This window comes from Streptomyces sp. A1277, from assembly GCF_004795015.1.
Taxonomy (GTDB): Bacteria; Actinomycetota; Actinomycetes; order Streptomycetales; family Streptomycetaceae; genus Streptomyces.
On record NZ_SSBI01000054.1, the window covers coordinates 1 to 17,498 of the forward strand.

Genomic DNA, 17,498 nt, shown 5'->3' on the forward strand with positions numbered 1-17,498 from the left:
GGCAAGACGAAACGCGAGATCATCCGATGCCTCAAACGCTACGTCATCCGCGAGGTCTACCACCTGATCCGACCCGCACCACGGACCCTCCCCACAGCGAGTTGACAACTATAGGAGCGTCAACGCCCTGGCGGAGAACCTGTGGATGGTCATCAAGACCGAGTGCATCCGCGGCCGCGTCTTCGCCACACACGCCGAGGCGAACCTCGCTCTCTTCGAGTACATCGACGGCTTCTACAATCCCCGCCGCATCCAGAAACGGCTCGGCTACCTCAGCCCGATCGAGTACGAGGAGAAGCACTACGCCGACCAGGCAGCGGCCGAACCAGTGAACCTGAAACCACGTCAACCCGCCCTGACCAGCTAGTCAGCCACTCCCGCGCTGCGGGGGAACCTCACTCCCGCACTGACCGGATGAGGTCAGAGAAGTCAGTCAGACTCTGCGACACGTAGCGCCTCCCTGAGAAGCGGGACCACCCGCTTCGGAACCCTGATCACCGACTCATGCCAGGGATCAGAACATCTCGCGAGCTCTCGCCCGTGGTCTGTTCGTCTGCTGTCCACCCCTGGATCACGAGATCCTTCGACTCCTGATCCACCCACACAGCAGGTGATCCGTGATCTCCGGACTCAGGATCTTTACCAACGAACCGTAAGGCCATGAGGTCCCTCCCTGCCGAGCGCGTTGCGCCTGGTTGCACGACCCTCACCCTGCCGGACAGCGCTGGTCAAGGGGGCGTGTTCACCCCGGCCGGGCCAAGCACAAGTGCGGCCCAGGGAGGGCACGCAGAAGGCGTCCGGCTCTGTGTCGGGCCGGACGCCCTCTACCTACCTACACCCACTCCACGGCCGAGACGATGCGCCCGCCGTCTTGCGGAGGGGCAGGGAGCGGCGTTCGCCGCAGCGTGCGAGAAGCCTGCTCACGCTCCCTCGCCCCGAGCCCTCGGAGGGTCTCGGCCCGCTCCGCATCGGTCATGCCGGCCAGCGCCTCAGCCATCCGCCGGACGGCATCCCCGCTGGTCACTACGGCTTCTTGACCGTCAGCGGAAGCATCTTCTTGCCGCTCTCACTCAGTTGTGGCCATGTATCGAACTGCGGGCACACGCCGCAGTCGAAGCACGGCGTCCAGCGGCAGTCCTCCACCTCGGTCTCGTCCAGCGAGTCCTGCCAGTCCTCCCAGAGCCAGTCCTTGTCCAGGCCCGAGTCCAGGTGGTCCCAGGGCAGGACCTCCTCGTACGTCCGCTCGCGGGTGGTGTACCAGTCGACGTCCACGCCGAAGTCCGGCAGCGTCGCCTCGGCGCTCTTCATCCACAGGTCGTAGCTGAAGTACTCGCGCCAGCCGTCGAAGCGGCCGCCGGCCTCGTAGACGGCACGGATGACGGAGCCGACCCGGCGGTCACCGCGCGAGAGCAGGCCCTCGACGATGCCGGGCTTGCCGTCGTGGTAGCGGAAGCCGATCGAGCGGCCGTACTTCTTGTCGCCGCGGATCTTGTCCCGGAGCTTGGCGAGCCGGGCGTCGGTCTCCTCCGCGCTCAGCTGCGGGGCCCACTGGAAGGGGGTGTGCGGCTTGGGCACGAAACCGCCGATGGAGACGGTGCAGCGGATGTCGTTCTGCCCGGAGACCTCGCGGCCCTTGGCGATGACGTTGACCGCCATGTCGCCGATCTGGAGGACGTCCTCGTCGGTCTCGGTGGGCAGCCCGCACATGAAGTACAGCTTCACCTGACGCCAGCCGTTGCCGTACGCGGTGGCGACGGTGCGGATCAGGTCCTCCTCCGAGACCATCTTGTTGATGACCTTGCGCATGCGCTCGGAGCCGCCCTCGGGGGCGAAGGTGAGACCGGAGCGGCGGCCGTTGCGGGTCAGCTCGTTGGCCAGGTCCACGTTGAACGCGTCGACGCGGGTGGAGGGCAGCGAGAGGCCGATCTTGTCGTCCGTGTAGCGGTCGGCGAGGCCCTTGGCGATCTCGCCGATCTCGGTGTGGTCGGCGGAGGAGAGGGAGAGCAGGCCGACCTCCTCGAAGCCGGTCGCCTTGAGGCCCTTCTCCACCATCTCGCCGATGCCGGTGATGCTTCGCTCCCGCACGGGGCGCGTGATCATGCCGGCCTGGCAGAAACGGCAGCCGCGGGTGCAGCCGCGGAAGATCTCCACGGACATCCGCTCGTGGACGGTCTCGGCGAGCGGGACCAGGGGCTGCTTGGGGTAGGGCCACTCGTCCAGGTCCATGACGGTGTGCTTGGAGACCCGCCACGGCACGCCCGACTTGTTCGGTACGACGCGGCCGATGCGGCCGTCCGGGAGGTACTCGACGTCGTAGAAGCCCGGGACGTAGACGCCGCCGGTCCTCGCGAGGCGGAACAGCACCTCCTCGCGGCCCCCGGGGCGGCCCTCGGCCTTCCAGGCGCGGACGATCTCGGTGATCTCCAGCACGGCCTGCTCGCCGTCGCCGATGACCGCGCAGTCGATGAACTCCGCGATCGGCTCGGGGTTGAACGCGGCGTGCCCGCCGGCGAGGACGATCGGGTCGTCGATGCCCCGGTCCTTCGCGGCGAGCGGGATGCCGGCCAGGTCGAGCGCGGTGAGCATGTTGGTGTAGCCCAGCTCGGTGGAGAAGCTCAGCCCGAAGACGTCGAACGCCTTGACCGGGCGGTGGCTGTCCACGGTGAACTGGGGCACCTTGTGCTCGCGCATCAGCGCTTCCAGGTCCGGCCAGACGCTGTAGGTGCGCTCGGCGAGGACGCCCTGGCGCTCGTTGAGCACCTCGTAGAGGATCATGACGCCCTGGTTGGGCAGCCCGACCTCGTACGCGTCCGGGTACATGAGAGCCCAGCGGACGTCGCACTCGTCCCACGGCTTGACGGTGGAGTTCAGCTCACCGCCGACGTACTGGATGGGCTTCTGCACATGCGGGAGCAGAGCTTCGAGCTGTGGGAAGACCGAATCGACAGACATCGCGAACTTTCGAGAGCCGGCAGGGGTGACCATCCAGCGTACCGCGACGCTCAGCCTCCGGACGCCCGCCGGATGTCCGCCCGGGCGGCCCTGTGCCACACACCGGGCAGTTCGCGCTCGCCCTCGGCGGCGGCGGCCTCCTCCTTCCCGTAGAGCAGTCCCCAGGTGAACGAAGGCTCCCCCGCCGCGTGCGCCCGGACCGCGAGCGCGCGCAGGGTCTCGCGGGCGACCACGCCGTCCTGGTGGTCGCCGAGGAGGCTCTGTACGGCCTTCACCCGCTTGGCGGACCTCTTGGCGGGCTTCCCGAGGGCGGGGCGGGCCGCCTCCGCCGCGTACCGGGCGCGTTTGGCCGCCTTGCGGGCGCGGTGCAGGGCCGCGTCGCGGTCCGGTCCTGGCGGCAGTTCGAGGGCGTGCGCGATACGGCCGGCGAGGCGCTTGTGGTCCTTGTGCACGGCCCGGGCCAGCTCCTTGCCGGGCGCGGCGGCGGCCGCCGGCAGCAGGGGCGGGTCCGCGAGGAGCCGTTCCAGGGCGCGCAGTAGCGTCAGATAGCGCTCGGAGTCCAGGACTGCGGCCGTGCGCCGGTGCGAGCCGCTGCGCCCGCCCGCCGACCACAGCCGCAGCCGGGCCCGGACCGGGCCGAGGACCAGGGTGCGGGGCAGCGCGTCGAGCCGGGCGCGCAGCCGGGCGTCCAGGACCTCCTGGTCCCGGTCGACGCCGAGTTCGGCGGCCAGCCACTTCAGCTCGGTGCCGAGGGGGCGGGTGGCTTCGCGGTCCAGGACGCGGCGGTAGGTGCGCAGGGCGCTGCGCAGTCTGCGGGTGGCGACCCGCATCCGGTGCACGGAGTCGGGCAGGCCCCGGCGGACGGCCGGGTCGAGGGCGACGATCGCCTCCGCCTGGCGGCGCGCGTAGGCCAGGACGTGGTCGCCGGCGGTGCACGGCTCGGCGGTGCGCGGCTCGGCGGTGCGCGGCTCGGCGGGCTCGTCGTCCTGGGGCCGCGAGCCGGCGGGCGCCGTCTCGGCGAGGGCGCGGGCGAGTTTGGAGGGGGCGGTGGAGGGCCGGATGCCGGCCTCGCCCAGGTGCTGTTCCACGGTGTCGAGGAAGGCGGGGTCGCCGTCGTCGGCGAGTTCGGCCTCGATCTCGGTCCAGGTCGCGGTGCGGTCGCCGCCGGACAGCCGCTCGGCGTGGACCTCGTCCACGCTGAGCTCGGCGAGGGGGGTGCCGTCCGGGCCGGTGAGCACGTGGACGTCGCGGGCGGAGCGCAGCCGGACCACGGGGACGACGGGTGTGTCCAGGACCCGGGAGCGGATCAGTGCGGCGAGGCGGGGCGGCAGGGTGTCGGAGAGCGGGGCGCGGATCTCGTCGCGGACGTTCGCGGCGACCGGGAGCTTGAGGTGCCAGCCGGCGTCCGAGCCGCCGGTGCGGCGGCGCAGGGTGACGTGGCCGGCGGCGAGGCGCAGGTCCTCGGTGTCGTAGTACACGGCGTCGAGTTCCATGACGCCCTCGTGGTCGACGGCCTCGACCCCGGCCACCCGGCTCAGGTCGGGCAGCCGGGTGGCGTCGGTGGTTTCGTACTTCCGCTCGATCTCGCGCTTGGTGTCCGCCATGTACCGAATCTAGTGCCGCGCGCGTCGAAGTGGTCGCTCAGGCCGTTATCGGCCGTTGCACCCGGATCGACTGGAGCAGCCCGATGGCCACCCAGACGGCGAACATCGAGGAACCGCCGTAGGAGACGAACGGCAGCGGGAGGCCGGCGACCGGCATGATGCCGAGCGTCATGCCGATGTTCTCGAAGGACTGGAAGGCGAACCAGGCGATGATCCCGGCGGCGACGACCGTGCCGTACAGCTCGGTGGTCTCGCGGGCGATGCGGCAGGCGCGCCACAGGACGACGCCGAGCAGGACGAGGATGAGCCCGGCGCCGAGGAAGCCGAGTTCCTCGCCGGCGACCGTGAAGACGAAGTCGGTCTGCTGCTCGGGGACGAACTGCCCGGTGGTCTGGGTGCCCTGGAAGAGGCCGGTGCCGTGCAGGCCGCCGGAGCCGATCGCGATGCGCGCCTGGTTGGTGTTGTAGCCGACGCCCGCCGGGTCGAGCGCCGGGTTGGCGAAGGCGGCGAACCGGGCGATCTGGTAGTCGTCGAGCAGCCCGAGCTGCCAGATGGCGACCGCGCCGGCAATCCCGGTGCCCAGGAGTCCGAAGACCCAGCGGTTGGAGGCGCCGGAGGCCAGCAGCGCCCCGAGCACGATGACGACCATGACCATGACGGAGCCGAGGTCCGGCATCCCCATGACGACCGCCATCGGGAGCGCTGCCAGGGCGAGGGCCTTGGCCACGGTCCGGTGGTCGGGGTGCAGCTGGTCGCCCGCGTCGACGCGGGCGGCGAGCAGCATCGCCATGCCCAGGATGATGGTGATCTTGGTGAACTCGGAGGGCTGGAGGGAGAACCCGCCCGGCAGCAGGATCCAGGCGTGGGCGCCGTTGACGGTGGCGCCCAGCGGGGTGAGGACCGCCATCACGAGGAGCACGGACAGCCCGTACAGGACCGGCACCGCGCCGCGCAGCGTGCGGTGGCCGAGCCAGATCGTGCCGATCATCAGCGCGATGCCGATGCCGGTGTTGAGGGCGTGCCGGAACAGGAAGTAGTACGGGTCGCCGTGGGTCAGCGAGTCGCGTCCCCGGGTCGCCGACCAGACGAGCAGCGAGCCGATGAAGGAGAGCGCGATCGCCGAGCCCAGCAGCGGCCAGTCGAGCCGGCGCACGAGCGAGTCGCGCGCGACGAGCCGGCCCCAGGTGGAGCGCTCGGGGGCGTAGCGCTGGACGGAGAAGCCGGCCATCAGTCACGCCTCCCGAGGACCGCGGCGAGCGTCTGCTCGGTGGCCGGATTCTCCGAGGCGGGGGTGTACGGCTTGATCGTCGGGGCGTCGATGGTGCCGTCCGTCCCGATCTTCGGCAGGCCCTTCTGGGGCGTCGGCAGGAGGGCCTTCTTCACGTCCTGCTTGCCGGTGGCGTCGAGGCCGTAGATGGCGTTGTAGATGTTGCGGACGGCGGGCCCGGACGCGCCGGAACCCGTACCGCCCTGGGAGATCGTCATGACGACCGTGTAGTCCTTGGTGTACGTGGCGAACCAGGAGGTCGTCTGCTTGCCGTAGACCTCGGCGGTACCCGTCTTGGCGTGCATCGGGATCTTGTCCTGCGGCCAGCCGCCGAACCGCCAGGCGGCGGAGCCGCGGGTCGCGACACCCGCGAGGGCTTCGTCTATCTCGTTGCGCGTCTTCTGGGTGAAGGGCAGCTTGCCGTGCGACTTGGGCGCGATCTCCTGGACGGTCTTGCCGTCGGCGCTGACGATCGCCTTGCCGACGGTGGGGTCGTAGAGCGTGCCGCCGTTGGAGATGGCCGCGTAGATGGTGGCCATCTGGATCGGGGTGACGAGGGTGTCGCCCTGGCCGATCGAGTAGTTGACGGAGTCACCGGCGCGCATCCTGTCGCCTTCGAGGCAGTTCTCGTAGGCGATCTTCTCGACGTACGTGCCGTCCTTCTTGCCCTGCTTGCACCAGGAGTCGTGGTTGGCCTTGGCGAAGTTCTTCTTCCACTGGCGGTCCGGGACGCGGCCGCTGACCTCGTTGGGGAGGTCGATGCCGGTCTCCTTGCCGAGGCCGAACTGGTGGGCGGTCTTGTAGAACCAGTCGTTGGGGTTCTTCTTGGGGTTGTTGCCGCCGTCCTTCTGCCACTCCTTGTGCGCGATGCCGTAGTACACGGTGTCGCAGGAGACCTCCAGGGCGCGGCCGATGGTGATGTCGCCGTAGCCCTGGGACTCGAAGTTCTTGAAGGTCTGCCCGCCGATGGAGTACGAGCTGGGGCAGGGGTAGTGGCCGTCGAAGGGGTATCCGGCGTTGACCGCCGCGGTCGAGGAGATGACCTTGAAGATGGAGCCGGGGGCGGCCTGGCCCTGGATGGCCCGGTTCAGCAGCGGGAAGTTGCTGGTCTTGCCGGTGAGCTTGGCGTAGTCCTTGGCGGAGATGCCGCCGACCCAGGAGTTGGGGTCGTAGTTGGGCAGGGAGGCCATGGAGACGACCCGGCCGGTCTTGGCCTCCATGACGACGACGGCGCCGGAGTCCGCCTTGTAGTTCTCGCCGGTGTTGGTGTCGAACTCCTTGCGGGCCGCCTTCATGGCCTCGTTGAGCTCGTACTCGGCGACGGCCTGGACGCGGGCGTCGATGGAGGTGACGACGCTGGCGCCGGCCTCCGCCTCGTCGTTCTTGGCCTGGCCGATGACCCGGCCGAGGTTGTCGACCTCGTAGCGGGTGACGCCCGCCTTGCCGCGCAGCTCCTTGTCGTACGTGCGCTCCAGGCCGGAGCGGCCGACCATGTCGGAGCGCAGGTAGGGCGAGTCGCTGTCCTGGGCCTTCGTGATCTCCTCGTCGGTGACGGGCGAGAGGTAGCCGAGGACCTGGGCGGTGTTGGCCTTGCCGGGTGCGGGGTAGCGGCGCACGGCGGTGGGTTCGGCGGTGATGCCGGGGAAGTCCTCGGCGCGTTCGCGGATCGTCAGGGCCTGCTGGGTGGTGGCCTCGTCGGTGACCGGGATGGGCTGGTAGGGCGAACCGTTCCAGCAGGGCTGCGGGGTCTTGGCGTCGCAGAGCCGGACCTTGTCGAAGACGTCCTTCGGCTTCATGTCGAGCACGTCGGCGAGCCGGGTCAGCACGGCCTTGCCGTCGTCGGCCATCTTCATCAGGTCGGTGCGGCTGGCGGAGACCACGAGGCGGGTCTCGTTGTCGGCGAGGGGCACGCCGCGCGCGTCGAGGATGGAGCCGCGGGCGGCGGGCTGGACGACCTGCTGGACGTGGTTGTTCTTCGCCTCGTCGGAGTACTCCTGGCCGTTGCGGATCTGGAGGTACCAGAGGCGGCCGCCGAGGGTGAGGAGCAGGGAGAAGACGAGGACCTGGATGACGATGAGGCGGATCTGGACCCGCTGGGTCCGGCCCGTCTCGGGGATGTTGCTCACCGGGCGCCCCCCGTCGTGGTCCGGGGGGTGTGCCCCGTGGAATGCAGCCTCACAGTCGCTTGACTCCCTTGATCCGTCCGGCGCGTGCCGCCCGGTTGCGGGCCGCCTTCACGCGCAGTCCGCCGCGCTGGCTGCCGATCCGCAGCCCGGTTCCCGCCGCGAGCCAGCCGGCCGCCACGTCGCCGCGGCCGGAGGATGACTCGGCGACGGGGTCGTTCACCGTACGTCTGGCGAGCGCCATGATCAGCGGCACCGTGAACGGCGCGAGGAGCAGGTCGTAGACGGCGGCGGTGAACAGCAGGCTGCCCAGGCCCACGTGACGGGCCGCCGTGTCGCCGACGAGCGCGCCGACCCCCGCGTACAGCAGGGTCGAGCCGATCGCCGCCGCGACGACCGCGGCCATCGGCAGGAAGGCGGACTTGAGCTGCCCGTTCTCCGGCCGCGCCAGGCCCGCGAGGTAGCCGATGAGGCAGAGCACCAGGGCGTAGCGCCCGGCGGCGTGGTCGGCGGGGGGTGCCAGGTCGGCGAGGAGGCCCGCGCCGAAGCCGATGAGGGCGCCGCTGACGTGCCCGTACACGAAGGCCAGGCCGAGGACGACCATGAGCAGCAGGTCGGGCACGGCGCCGGGCAGCTGGAGCCGGGCCAGTACGGACACCTGGACGACGAGGGCGAAGACGACCAGAACGATGGAGAGCAGGGTCCGGTTGACGTGCATGGGGATCAGCTCTACCTCTGTTCGTTGACCGCGTTGTCGGCGTTCGGTGTGGCGTTCCCGCTGGGGTCCGGGCCGGGGCTCTCGTGGATGTTGCCCACGACGTTGCCCTCGGTGTCGACGATGTCGCCGTTGGGCGAGATGGTGACGGTGACGGTCGGGGTGGGCTTCGGCTTCGCGGGCGCCTTCGGCTTCTTCGGCAGGACCATGTCGCGGGGGTCCTCGCGCGGGGCCTGGACGACGACGCCGACGATGTCGAGCTTGGTGAAGCCGACGTACGGGCGGACGTAGACGGTACGGGTCAGGTCGCCGCCGGAGGGGTCGACGCGGACTACCTCGCCGACCGGGACGCCGGGCACGAACGGCTTGTCCTTGCTGGAGCCGAAGGTGACGAGCCGGTCGCCCTTCTTGACCTTGGCCTTGCCGTTCAGGAACTGCACGGCCAGCGGCCGGGAGCCCTGGCCGGTGGCGAACCCGAGTTCGTCGGTCGACTCCATCCGGGTGCCGACGGTGAAGTCGGGGTCGTTGGCGAGGAGCACCGTGGCGGTGTCCGGGCCGACGGTGGTGACGCGGCCGACGAGTCCGTCCCCGTTGAGGACGGTCATGTCGCGCTTGAGGCCGTCCTTGGAGCCCGCGTCGATGGTGACCGTCCAGGAGAAGCCCTGGGCCGCTCCTATGGCGATGACCTCGGCGGCCTTGATGCCGTACTGGCCGGTGGCCGACTTCTTCAGCATCTTGTCGAGCTCGCGGACCCGGCTGCGGTTGCGGTCGTCGCTGCCGAGTTCGGCCTTCAGCTGTGCGTTCTGCTTCTCCAGCGTGGCGATCTTGTCGTGCCGGGCGCCGGAGGCGCGCACCGCTCCTATGGCGTTGCCCACCGGGTCGACCGCCGACGCCACGCCGTTCTCCACGGGTCCGAAGACCGTGGCGGCGGCCTGCCGGGCGCCGTCCACCGGCGACTCCTCACCACCCCGGATGTCCACCGTGATCAGTGCGAATGCGATGGCGATCAGCAGCACCAGGAGCAGCCGGCTCTCTCGTGTGTCCCTCACGTGCGGCGGCCGTGCCTTCCTCGTAGGAATGTTCGTGCCTGTATATCAACGATCCCCCGCGCGGAGCGGCAGCGTCCGCGCGGAGGGCCGTGGGATTACTACCGTCGGGGCTGGGCGTCCAGCACCTGCTGGAGCGCCTCGAACTCCTCGACGCACTTGCCGGAGCCGAGCGCGACCGAGTCCAGCGGGTCCTCGGCGATGTGGATCGGCATGCCCGTCTCGTGGCGCAGCCGCTCGTCCAGGCCGCGCAGCAGCGCGCCGCCGCCGGTGAGGACGATGCCGCGGTCCATGACGTCGCCGGACAGCTCCGGCGGGCACTTGTCGAGGGTCGTCTTGACCGCGTCCACGATCGCGTTGACCGGCTCCTCGATGGCCTTGCGGACCTCGGTCGCGGAGATGACCACGGTCTTGGGCAGGCCCGAGACGAGGTCGCGGCCGCGGATCTCGGTGTGCTCGTCCTTCTCCAGCTCGAACGCGGAACCGATGGTGATCTTGATCTGTTCGGCGGAGCGCTCACCGAGGAGGAGCGAGTACTCCTTCTTGATGTGCTGGATGATCGCGTTGTCCAGCTCGTCACCCGCGACCCGGATGGACTGGGCGGTGACGATGCCGCCGAGCGAGATCACCGCGACCTCGGTGGTGCCGCCGCCGATGTCCACGACCATGTTGCCGGTGGCCTCGTGGACCGGCAGGCCCGAGCCGATGGCCGCCGCCATGGGCTCCTCGATGATGTGCACCTGGCGGGCGCCTGCCTGCGTGGACGCCTCGATCACGGCGCGTCGCTCGACCCCGGTGATGCCGGAGGGCACGCAGACCACGACCCGGGGGCGGGCCAGGTAGCGGCGCTTGTGGATCTTCAGGATGAAGTAGCGGAGCATCCGCTCCGTGATCTCGAAGTCGGCGATCACGCCGTCCTTCAGGGGCCGTACGGCAACGATGTTGCCCGGCGTACGGCCGATCATCTTCTTGGCCTCGGCGCCGACCGCCAGGATTCCGCCGGTGTTGGTGTTGATGGCCACGACGGACGGCTCGTTCAGGACGATGCCGCGCCCCCTGACGTACACCAGCGTGTTGGCAGTCCCGAGGTCGATAGCCATGTCACGGCCGATGAACGACATTGAGTTCCCCTTGTTCCCCATGAGGATGCGTCGGGCCTTCCCAAGTGAAAGCGTCGATGGCTTGTTTTGGTAGGCGAGATGAGCGCTGCGGGCGTGGAAGGTTCCATCGTAGTGCCGGATGCACCGACACAGCGCGAGGGTCCGCCGCCGTGCTGGGCAGAACGGGTGGCCGTTCCACTCATGGTGACGTTACGTCGGGGGGATGCGTTCCCGCGATCGGGGACCCTATGCCGAAGGGCGACCGAATTACTTCGGTCGCCCCAGGTCATGAGCGCTGTTCGGCTGAGTGCGGCTCAGGAAAGTCCAGGAAAGAACAGCTTCATTTCCCGCTCCGCGGACTCCTCGGAGTCCGAGGCGTGGATGAGGTTCTCCCGGGTGATCGTGCCGAAGTCACCACGGATCGAGCCGGGCGCGGCGGCGATCGGGTCGGTGGGGCCCGCCAGGGCGCGGACGCCCTCGATGACCCGCTCGCCCTCGGCCACCAGGGCGACGATCGGGCCGGACTGCATGAACTCCATGAGCGGCTCGTAGAACGGGCGGCCCACGTGCTCCGCGTAGTGCTGCTCCAGCGTGGCGCGGTCCAGGGTACGCAGCTCCAGCGCCGTGATCTTCCAGCCGGCCTTGCGCTCGATGCGGCCGACGATCTCGCCGACCAAACCGCGCCGGACGGCGTCGGGCTTGAGAAGAACGAGGGTGCGCTGGGTCATGCGGGACTCCTTGCAGGCATACGGGTGCGGTGAGGCGAGATTACAGGGGCATGGCGACGGGCCCGCGGCCGGGTTTGCCGCGGTGTCCGCCGCGTGGGTGATGCCGCCCGGTCAGCTGCCGGCGGGTGCCTGCGCCTCCGCCTGCGCCGCCCATCGCGCCTTCACCGCGTCGATCCGGCGGCCGTAGTGCACCGAGGCCCACCACAGCGCGCCGAAGGCCACGCCGAGGACGAACATCGTGGGCACCACGAAGCCGCTCGCGACCAGCGCGATCTGCAACGCCCAGCCGAGCTGGACGCCCCCGGGCCGGGTGATCATCCCGCACAGCAGCACGGAGAACAGCATCCCGATGCCGCACACCGTCCAGACCGCGGCGTTCGTCAGGTCGTCGGACTTCATCGCGACGAGTCCGGCGAACCCGATCACGAAGAACTCACCGATCAGCGTCGATGCACAGAGCGTGCGCATGGGTCAGCGCCTTCCCAGAAGCAGCCGGGCCTCGCCGACCGTGATCACGGAACCGGTCACCAGCACCCCGGCGCCCGCGTACTCGTCCTCTTCCTCGGCGAGGGTGATCGCCGCCTCCAGCGCGTCGTCCAGCCGGGGCTCGACCTGCACCCGGTCGTGGCCGAAGACCTCGACGGCGACGGCCGCGAGGGCGTCGGCGTCCATCGCGCGCTCGCTGGAGTTCTGCGTGACGACGACCTCGGCGAAGATCGGCTCGAATGCCTCCAGGAGCCCCCGCACGTCCTTGTCACCGCTGGCGCCGACCACCCCGATCAGCCGGGAGAAGCCGAACGCCTCGGAAAGCCCCTCGGCGGTGGCGCGGGCGCCGGCCGGGTTGTGCGCGGCGTCCAGGACGACGGTCGGGCTGGAGCGGACGACTTCGAGGCGGCCGGGCGAGACCACCGAGGCGAACGCCGTGCGCACGATGTCCGCGTCCAGCGCACCGGCCTGCTCGGCGCCGACGCCGAAGAACGCCTCGACCGCGCAGAGCGCCACCACCGCGTTGTGCGCCTGGTGGGCGCCGTACAGCGGCAGGAAGACGTCTGTGTACTCGCCGCCGAGGCCGCGCAGCGTCAGCAGTTGGCCGCCGACCGCGATCTCCCGGGAGACCACGCCGAACTCCATGCCCTCGCGGGCCACGGTCGCGTCGGCCTCGACGGCCTTCTTCAGCATCACCTGCGCGGCGTCCACGGGCTGCTGGGCGAGGATGACCGTGGCACCCTGCTTGATGATCCCGGACTTCTCCGTGGCGATCTCGCCGGGCGTGGAGCCCAGGCGGTCGGTGTGGTCCAGCGAGATGGGGGTGACGACGGCGACCGTCGCGTCGATCACGTTGGTCGCGTCCCAGGTGCCGCCCATGCCGACCTCGACCACGGCGACGTCCACCGGCGCGTCGGCGAACGCCGCGTACGCCATGCCGGTGAGCACCTCGAAGAACGACAGCCGGTAGGGCTGCTGGGCGTCGACCATCTCGACGTACGGCTTGACGTCCTCGTACGTGGAGATGAACCGCTCCGGGTCCATCGGCGCGCCGTCCAGGCTGATCCGCTCGGTGATCGACTGGACGTGCGGCGAGGTGTAGCGCCCGGTGCGCAGGTCGAAGGCGCCGAGCAGGGCCTCGATCATGCGGGCGGTGCTCGTCTTGCCGTTGGTGCCGGTGATGTGGATCGAGGGGTACGCGCGCTGCGGCTCGCCGAGCACGTCCATCAGCGCGGCGATGCGCGTCACGGACGGCTCCAGCTTGGTCTCGCCCCAGCGCCCGGCGAGCTCCTGCTCCACCGCGCGCAGCGCCTTGTCCACCTCCGGGTCGGCGGGGCGGGCGGGGACCTCGTCGGCCCGGGGCGGTCCGGAGGCTGCGCGCAGCGTGCGGCTCCCGGCCTCGATCACCGCCAGGTCGGGGTCGCGCTGGGTCGCTTCGTCGACGATCTCCGCGAAGGTGTCGTCGGGATCGGACGCGTCGGGCCGGTCGGAAGGGCGGGGCTCACTCACGGGGCCAGTCTACGGATGGGCACGGACAACGCGCGCAGCCGCCCGGGGGCCGGACACGGCGGGGTCGCGGCGAAGCCCCCGCGTCCCTCGGGCGAGGGGTGCGGGGGCTTCGCGGCGGTGGCTCAGGACTGCGGCAGGTTCGCCAGCTGACCGGTGATCCGCTCGATGTCGGCCTCGGCCTTGGCGAGCCGGCCGCGGATCTTGTCGACCACGTTGTCCGGGGCCTTGGCCAGGAACGCCTCGTTGCCGAGCTTCCCGGTCGCCTGGGCCTTCTCCTTCCGCGCGGCCTCCAGGTCCTTCGTCAGCCGCTTGCGCTCGGCGCCGACGTCGATCGTGCCCGACAGGTCGAGGGCGACGGTCGCCCCGGCGACGGGCAGCGAGGCGGTGGCCTGGAAGGTGTCGCCGGCCGGCTGGAGGCGCAGCAGCTGCCGCATCGCCGTCTCGTGCGCGGCGAGCGGGGTGCCGGTCAGGGTGAGCTCGGCCGGCACCTTCTGGCCGGGCTGGAGGCCCTGGTCGGAGCGGAAGCGGCGGACCTCGGTGACGACCTGCTGGACGAGCTCGATCTCCTGCTCGGCCGCGTCGTCGCGGAAGCCCGAGTCCTTCGGCCAGTCGGCGATGACGACGGACTCGCGGCCGGTGAGCGCGGTCCACAGGGTCTCGGTGACGAAGGGGACGACGGGGTGCAGCAGGCGCAGCATCACGTCGAGGACCTCGCCCAGGACCCGGCCGGAGACCTCGGCCGGGCGGCCGCCGCCGAAGAACGTGGTCTTGGACAGCTCGACGTACCAGTCGAAGACCTCGTCCCAGGCGAAGTGCCGAAGCGCCTCGCTGAGCTTGGAGAACTGGAAGTCGTCGTAGTACGCGTCGACCTCGGCGACCGTCTTGTTGAGCCGGGACAGGATCCAGCGGTCGGTCACCGACATCTCGTCGGCCGACGGCAGTTCGCCCTCGATCGTCGCGCCGTTCATCAGGGCGAAGCGGGTGGCGTTCCAGATCTTGTTGGAGAACTTCGCGGAGCCCTGGACCCAGTCCTCGCCGATCGGGACGTCGGTGCCCGGGTTGGCGCCGCGCGCGAGGGTGAAGCGCAGCGCGTCGGAGCCGTACTTGTCCATCCAGTCCAGCGGGTTGACGACGTTGCCGAAGGACTTCGACATCTTCTTGCCGTGCTCGTCGCGGACCATGCCGTGCAGGACGATCGTCCCGAACGGCGGGACGTCCTTGTCGATGTACAGGCCGAACATCATCATCCGGGCGACCCAGAAGAAGAGGATGTCGTAGCCGGTGACCAGGACGGAGTTCGGGTAGAACTTCGCGAGGCTGTCGGTCTGTTCGGGCCAGCCGAGGGTGGAGAAGGGCCACAGGCCGGAGGAGAACCAGGTGTCCAGGACGTCGCTGTCCTGCGTCCAGCCCTCGCCCGTGGGCGGTTCGTCGTCCGGTCCGACACAGACCATCTCGCCGTCGGGGCCGTGCCAGACGGGGATGCGGTGCCCCCACCACAGCTGGCGCGAGATGCACCAGTCGTGGAGGTTGTCGACCCAGTCGAAGTACCGCTTCTCCATCTCCTGCGGGTGGATCTTGACCTTGCCGTCGCGGACGGCGTCACCGGCCGCCTCGGCGAGCGGGGCGACCTTGACCCACCACTGCATGGAGAGCCGCGGCTCGACGGTGGTCTTGCAGCGCGAGCAGTGGCCCACCGAGTGGACGTACGGCCGCTTCTCGGCGACGATCCGGCCCTCGGCGCGCAGTGCGGCGACGATGGCGGAGCGGGCCTCCATCCGGTCCAGACCCTCGAAGGGGCCGGGGACGGTGATGACCGCGCGCTCGTCGAGGACGGTGAGGAACGGCAGGTCGTGGCGCTGCCCGATCTCGAAGTCGTTCGGGTCGTGGGCGGGCGTGACCTTGACGGCACCGGTGCCGAACGAGGGGTCGACGTGGTGGTCGGCGACGACCGGGATCGTGCGGTCGGTCAGCGGCAGCTTGATCTGCTTGCCGACCAGGTGCTTGTACCGCTCGTCGTCGGGGTGGACGGCGACGGCGGTGTCACCGAGCATCGTCTCGGCGCGGGTGGTGGCGACGACGATGGTCTCGTCGCCCTCGCCGTACGTCATGGAGACGAGCTCGCCGTCGTCCTCCTGGTACTCGACCTCGATGTCCGAGATCGCGGTGAGGCAGCGCGGGCACCAGTTGACGATGCGCTCGCGGCGGTAGATCAGCTCGTCGTCGTACATCCGCTTGAAGATGGTCTGGACGGCCCTGGACAGGCCCTCGTCCATCGTGAAGCGCTCGCGGGACCAGTCGACGCCCTCGCCGAGGCGGCGCATCTGGCCGGAGATCTGGCCGCCCGACTCGTTCCTCCACTGCCAGACGCGCTCGACGAAGGCGTCCCGGCCCAGGTCGTGGCGGGACTTGCCCTCCTTGCCGAGCTCGCGCTCGACGACGTTCTGGGTGGCGATGCCGGCGTGGTCCATGCCCGGCTGGTAGAGCGCCTCGAAGCCCTGCATGCGCTTGCGGCGGACGAGGGCGTCGATCAGCGTGTGCTCGAAGGCGTGGCCCAGGTGCAGGGAACCGGTGACGTTGGGCGGCGGGATGACGATGGAGTACGGCGGCTTGCCGCTGTTCGCGTCCGCCTCGAAGTACCCGCGTTCTACCCAGCGCTCGTACAGCTTCCCCTCTACCTCGGCCGGCGTGTACTGGGTCGGCAGTTCGGGGTTGCTGGCTGGCTGCTGCGCTGGGTTCTCGGTCACGCGGACAGTTTAGGGCCGTCACAGTCATGCACTGAAACCGGTTTGTTCCGTAACGGTGTGCCTCCCGGTGGTCCGTGCGCGGGGTGCTTCCGCCAGGATGTTCGGAACGCGTAAGTATCACGAACAGGGGACACCGCAGATGAGCTACAACCAGCCGGGCCCGTACGGTGGGCAGCCGCCGCAGGGCCGGCCCGGACCGTACGGACAGCAGCCGGGCCCGTACGGCGGGCAGCCGCCGCAGGGTCCGCCGCAGGGACAGCCCGGCTACGGCTACCCCCAGCAGGCCCCCCAGGGCGTCCCGCCCCAGCAGCAGCCCCAGCCCGGTTACGGCTACCCGCAGGCCCAGCAGCCCGGCCCGTACGGCCAGCAGCCCCCCACTCCCCCGTACGGCGGCCAGCCGGTCTACGGCCAGCAGCCGGGCTTCCCGCCGGCGGAGCCCCCGAAGAAGAAGACGGGTCTGATCGTGGGCGCCGCGGTCCTCGCCCTGGCGGTCATCGCGGGTGGCGTGTACTACCTCACCTCGGACGGGGGAAGCACCTCCGTCGCGTCCTCCACGAAGGGCTACAAGCTGACGCCGCCGGAGGCGGTGGGCGAGTACAAGCACGACAAGTCCGACTCCGACAACAAGACCGGGCCGCTGACCGGCAAGGAGAAGACCGAGACCGAGGAGATGGGCGTCAAGTCGCCCGTCGAGGCCAGCGCCGTCTACGCCAGCGGGGACATCGAGAAGAACCCGCTCACCACGAAGATGCTCATGCTCAAGGGCATCTGGGGCAAGGTCGACGACCCGGAGAAGACGCTGAACGCGGCCTTCGCCGGGGCCAAGGACGAGATGGCGAAGGACGAGGGCGACGACGACAGCGAGGCGACCCTCGTCGGCTCGCCCGAGAGCGTCACGCCCAAGGGCTTCGACGGCGCCCTGATGAAGTGCCAGACGATCAAGACGGTCAACAAGAAGTCCGACGGCTCGCTCCAGAACGGCCCCAAGGAGGTCAACATCCCCGTCTGCATCTGGACCGACTACAGCACCGTCGGCATCGTCTTCGCCGTGGACCTGGGCGCGGCCATGACCACAGGCAAGAGCATGCCGACCGAGGACGTCGCCGACCTCGCCGCCAAGCTCTACAACACCTCCCGCACCAAGATCTGAGCGCGACAACGCGAAGGGGCGCCCAGCCGGTTCTTCCGGCGGGGCGCCCCTTCGCGTACGTGCGGACTACCGCA

General features: G+C 70.0%; 13 protein-coding genes. 2 read left to right on the forward strand and 11 right to left on the reverse strand.

Annotation, left to right across the window (positions count from 1 at the left end):
* The first annotated feature begins 145 nt into the window (after positions 1 to 145).
* Positions 146 to 367, forward strand: a complete 222-nt coding sequence (locus tag E6R18_RS28820) for an IS3 family transposase (protein ID WP_168712468.1) — start codon at positions 146 to 148, stop codon at positions 365 to 367.
* 656 nt (positions 368 to 1,023) lie between these two features.
* Here the strand turns inward: E6R18_RS28820 and E6R18_RS28830 are convergent.
* The 11 genes from E6R18_RS28830 to E6R18_RS28880 all read right to left on the reverse strand — a co-directional run bounded on the left by E6R18_RS28830 (position 1,024) and on the right by E6R18_RS28880 (position 16,274).
* Positions 1,024 to 2,952 (reverse strand): TIGR03960 family B12-binding radical SAM protein, encoded by a 1,929-nt coding sequence (locus E6R18_RS28830; protein ID WP_136319822.1) that lies wholly within the window; start codon positions 2,950 to 2,952, stop codon positions 1,024 to 1,026.
* 50 nt (positions 2,953 to 3,002) lie between these two features.
* The gene (locus E6R18_RS28835; RefSeq protein ID WP_136319823.1) at positions 3,003 to 4,556 is read right to left on the reverse strand and encodes a CYTH and CHAD domain-containing protein; all 1,554 of its coding nucleotides are present in this window, start codon (positions 4,554 to 4,556) and stop codon (positions 3,003 to 3,005) included.
* Positions 4,557 to 4,593: 37 nt separating this feature from the next.
* Entirely contained in the window at positions 4,594 to 5,784 is a 1,191-nt protein-coding gene (gene rodA, locus E6R18_RS28840; RefSeq protein WP_136319824.1) for a rod shape-determining protein RodA, read from the reverse strand.
* Entirely contained in the window at positions 5,784 to 7,949 is a 2,166-nt protein-coding gene (gene mrdA / locus E6R18_RS28845; RefSeq protein WP_136319825.1) for a penicillin-binding protein 2, read from the reverse strand. The genes rodA and mrdA overlap by 1 nt, the downstream gene beginning before the upstream one ends.
* Positions 7,950 to 7,998: 49 nt before the next feature.
* Positions 7,999 to 8,664 carry a rod shape-determining protein MreD gene (gene mreD, locus E6R18_RS28850; RefSeq protein ID WP_136319826.1) on the reverse strand — a complete coding sequence of 222 codons (666 nt, stop codon included), beginning with the start codon at positions 8,662 to 8,664 and terminating at the stop codon, positions 7,999 to 8,001.
* Between the two features lie 11 nt (positions 8,665 to 8,675).
* Positions 8,676 to 9,710 (reverse strand): rod shape-determining protein MreC, encoded by a 1,035-nt coding sequence (mreC, locus tag E6R18_RS28855; RefSeq protein ID WP_136319827.1) that lies wholly within the window; start codon positions 9,708 to 9,710, stop codon positions 8,676 to 8,678.
* Positions 9,711 to 9,808: 98 nt separating this feature from the next.
* The gene (locus tag E6R18_RS28860; RefSeq protein WP_136319828.1) at positions 9,809 to 10,828 is read right to left on the reverse strand and encodes a rod shape-determining protein; all 1,020 of its coding nucleotides are present in this window, start codon (positions 10,826 to 10,828) and stop codon (positions 9,809 to 9,811) included.
* A gap of 293 nt (positions 10,829 to 11,121) precedes the next feature.
* Positions 11,122 to 11,535 carry a nucleoside-diphosphate kinase gene (gene ndk / locus E6R18_RS28865; RefSeq protein ID WP_136319829.1) on the reverse strand — a complete coding sequence of 138 codons (414 nt, stop codon included), beginning with the start codon at positions 11,533 to 11,535 and terminating at the stop codon, positions 11,122 to 11,124.
* Between the two features lie 111 nt (positions 11,536 to 11,646).
* Entirely contained in the window at positions 11,647 to 12,003 is a 357-nt protein-coding gene (locus E6R18_RS28870) for a DUF4233 domain-containing protein (RefSeq protein ID WP_136319830.1), read from the reverse strand.
* 3 nt (positions 12,004 to 12,006) lie between these two features.
* A complete protein-coding gene (locus E6R18_RS28875) occupies positions 12,007 to 13,530 on the reverse strand; it encodes a folylpolyglutamate synthase/dihydrofolate synthase family protein (RefSeq protein ID WP_136319831.1) in 1,524 nt (507 codons plus the stop codon).
* Positions 13,531 to 13,652: 122 nt separating this feature from the next.
* Positions 13,653 to 16,274: a valine--tRNA ligase gene (locus E6R18_RS28880; RefSeq protein ID WP_136319832.1), complete on the reverse strand. Its 2,622-nt coding sequence runs from the start codon at positions 16,272 to 16,274 to the stop codon at positions 13,653 to 13,655.
* 139 nt (positions 16,275 to 16,413) lie between these two features.
* Here E6R18_RS28880 and E6R18_RS28885 point away from each other — a divergent pair, with 139 nt between their 5' ends.
* The gene (locus tag E6R18_RS28885; RefSeq protein ID WP_136319833.1) at positions 16,414 to 17,424 is read left to right on the forward strand and encodes a hypothetical protein; all 1,011 of its coding nucleotides are present in this window, start codon (positions 16,414 to 16,416) and stop codon (positions 17,422 to 17,424) included.
* Positions 17,425 to 17,498: the final 74 nt, after the last annotated feature.

Coding starts and splice junctions, on each gene's coding strand:
- E6R18_RS28820 (WP_168712468.1), top strand. CDS start 146: ATGGTCATCAAGACCGAGTGCATCCGCGGCCGCGTCTTCGCCACACAC.
- E6R18_RS28830 (WP_136319822.1), bottom strand. CDS start 2,952: ATGTCTGTCGATTCGGTCTTCCCACAGCTCGAAGCTCTGCTCCCGCAT.
- E6R18_RS28835 (WP_136319823.1), bottom strand. CDS start 4,556: ATGGCGGACACCAAGCGCGAGATCGAGCGGAAGTACGAAACCACCGAC.
- rodA (WP_136319824.1), bottom strand. CDS start 5,784: ATGGCCGGCTTCTCCGTCCAGCGCTACGCCCCCGAGCGCTCCACCTGG.
- mreD (WP_136319826.1), bottom strand. CDS start 8,664: ATGCACGTCAACCGGACCCTGCTCTCCATCGTTCTGGTCGTCTTCGCC.
- E6R18_RS28860 (WP_136319828.1), bottom strand. CDS start 10,828: ATGTCGTTCATCGGCCGTGACATGGCTATCGACCTCGGGACTGCCAAC.
- ndk (WP_136319829.1), bottom strand. CDS start 11,535: ATGACCCAGCGCACCCTCGTTCTTCTCAAGCCCGACGCCGTCCGGCGC.
- E6R18_RS28870 (WP_136319830.1), bottom strand. CDS start 12,003: ATGCGCACGCTCTGTGCATCGACGCTGATCGGTGAGTTCTTCGTGATC.
- E6R18_RS28885 (WP_136319833.1), top strand. CDS start 16,414: ATGAGCTACAACCAGCCGGGCCCGTACGGTGGGCAGCCGCCGCAGGGC.